This window comes from Vibrio sp. CAU 1672, assembly GCF_029223195.1.
GTDB lineage: Bacteria > Pseudomonadota > Gammaproteobacteria > Enterobacterales > Vibrionaceae > Vibrio.
Genome location: NZ_JARHUF010000055.1, coordinates 1 through 2,714, shown reverse-complemented (window position 1 = coordinate 2,714; position 2,714 = coordinate 1). Strand labels below are relative to the sequence as shown.

Below are 2,714 nucleotides of genomic sequence, written 5' to 3'. Positions count from 1 at the left end.
GGACGTTGTTTAGGGCTTGTCTTAAGAACATAAAAAAATCCGAGTGCACTGAATACACTCGGATTTTGACATCCTCAGAGGATCGTTCAACCGATCATTTTTGGCTTAACTGATCGGCATTACTCCGTACGGTGCCCTTTTTTATTGTCTGTCCCACTGTTACTTACCTGGTTCTACTGACGCTGGCGTAATGCGGCTCTGAAGCTGGCAGCCCCCTGCAGCGGCAGATTGAGTTGCTGACACAGCAACTGTAAGCGGTGTACCTGCTCAGCATTATCCAGTGCCGGTATACCTTGTGGACTGAGGTGGTTGTTTTCAAACCCAATGCGCGCATCCAGGCCAAGCAGCATCGCACTGAGCACACAATCCTGTTCTCTCGCGCCGAACGCACACACGGCGCAGCGAACCCCTTGCTGCTCAAAGCGCGCCAGACTCAGTCTACGTAAATCCCACGGTGACGGCTGTCGGCCGCATTGGTAACGTCCCAGTACAACCAACGTATGTTGATTATAGGCAGGCAAAACCCCACGCTCGCGCAGCTGAAAGTAACGCTCAATATCCGCCTGATCGTACAGGATGATTTGGCTGATAATGTTCTGCTCTGCCGCCCAATAAAAAAACTCACTGACGGTTTCGGTGTCGCGCGGTTCAGAAAACAGCTCGCGCAGCGCGAACGACGCGGCCTCCGGCTGCACCGCCCGGATCAGCGCCATTTGCTGCTCCGGCGTATACTGGCCGACCGCTTCAGTGGTCAGCTGCACCAGCATCTGCTCCCCTACTGCCGTCTTAACCGCCTGATACAGCGCAGCGTTGTCATCGATTGCCAGGGAGTGGTTTCCATGTTGGTCTCGCGCATGCAAATGCACCATTGCCGCCCCCGCTTTCTGGCAGGCGAGTACCTCCGCGACAATTTCTTGCTGGCTCATTGGTAAATGGGAATGGTCTGCTTTGCTCTTAAGGGCTCCGTTTGGTGCCACCATGATCGCCACCGACGATGCTGAGTTTAAACTATCGTTTACCATGTTTGCGCGACCTCATCTAAACTCAGAGCAAGGCGCTCTACCAGTTCATCGATTTGCTCAGGCTGAATGATGAACGGCGGGGCCAACAGAACATGATGGCCGTACACCCCGTCGATAGTCCCGGCCATCGGATAACACATCAGCCCATTTTGCATCGCCTGGCGTTTAATGTGCTTCTCCGCCTGCGTCGCCGGAGCCAGCGGCCGTTTACTGGCCTTGTCCGCCACCAGCTCAATCCCCCAAAACAGCCCTTTACCACGAATGTCCCCCACGTACGGAGAGTCAGCTAAACGCGCCTGTAAGCGCTGACGCAGTAGTTCACCCCGCAGATTGACTGCGTCGAGCAGGTGCTCCTGATACAGGGCATCGATGGTCGCAACGGCTGCAGCGCAGGCCACCGGGTGAGCCATAAAGGTATGGCCATGCTGGAAAAAACCGCTACCCGATGCAATCGCATCATAGACTTTATCGTTCGCCATCACCGCACCAATCGGTTGATAACCGGCAGCCAGCCCTTTCGCCAGACACACCAAATCGGGTGCAACCAGCTCCTGTTCAAACGCAAAGAAGCTGCCACTTCGGCCGACCCCACACATGACTTCATCGAAGATCAATAACACATCGTAGCGATCGCAAATCTCACGGATACGCTTAAAGTAACCCAGCGTCGCCGGCACCGCACCAGCGGTAGCCCCGACAATCGGCTCGGCGACAAATGCCATCACCCGCTGGGGACCAATCGCGAGGATCTGCGCTTCCAGCTCATCCGCCGCCCGGCGTGAATACTCTTGCTCACTTTCTCCCTCTTGCTGATAACGGTAGGCATAGCATGGTGCGATGTGGTAGCTGGTAGTTAATAGTGGACGAAACGGTGTACGCCGCCATTCATTGCCACCGACGGCCAGGGCCCCAAGGGTGTTACCATGATAGCTCTGCTGACGGGCAATAAACTGATTCTTTTCCGCCAGGCCGCGTTCTACATAATACTGGCGCGCCATCTTTAATGCCGACTCTACCGCTTCAGAGCCACCGCTAACCAAGTAAACATGGTTAAACTGATCCGGTGCCAAGCGACACAGTTTCTCTGCCAGTTGTTCACTGCTGTCACTGGTGAAGAAACCGCTGTGTGCATACGGGATCTTACCCAACTGCTCGGTGATGGCGTGTTTAACCGCCTGATAGCTATGACCTAGATTTGACACCGCAGCACCGCCACAGGCGTCCAGATAGCGTTTCCCCTGCTGGTCAAACAGATAGATCCCTTCTCCCCGGTCAATGACCGGTAGCCTGGTGTGGCAGTGACGATGAAATACGTAAGACATGTTTCCCTTCTCCGAATCTGGCAGTAAGCTCATCATCCGCCCACCTCCCTAACCGGGCAATCGAATTAATCTCTACCTGTATGAGCTTTTGGAATGCCGACCTGCTAAAGCCCGATAAAGCCCTTCCGGCAGGTGATGAGAAGGAAGGTTCACCGCAGGCCAAAAACACCCTCAACTACCGCGAGCCAGCCTGTTCAGAACGGGAAGCAAAAAAAAGGGTTAGCCATCGGCTAACCCTTTCTGTTGCATGTGTTCCGTCCTAAATAAGGTTGACACTTTCCAACCCCAAAATTGGAGAGTGTTATGAAATCAACAAATAAAAGAACTCAGCGCGATTATTCCCTCGCTTTTAAACTCACCGTAGTGGATG

The 2,714-nt window shown here is 54.0% G+C and carries 2 protein-coding genes; both read right to left on the bottom strand.

Annotated elements, in window-relative coordinates; genetic code table 11:
* Positions 1 to 173 precede the first annotated feature (173 nt).
* A complete protein-coding gene (locus P2G85_RS21205) occupies positions 174 to 1,022 on the bottom strand; it encodes a 3-keto-5-aminohexanoate cleavage protein (protein WP_275865996.1) in 849 nt (282 codons plus the stop codon).
* Positions 1,016 to 2,344 (bottom strand): aspartate aminotransferase family protein, encoded by a 1,329-nt coding sequence (locus tag P2G85_RS21200; RefSeq protein WP_275865995.1) that lies wholly within the window; start codon positions 2,342 to 2,344, stop codon positions 1,016 to 1,018. Before P2G85_RS21200 ends, P2G85_RS21205 begins: the two co-directional genes overlap by 7 nt.
* Positions 2,345 to 2,714 lie beyond the last annotated feature (370 nt).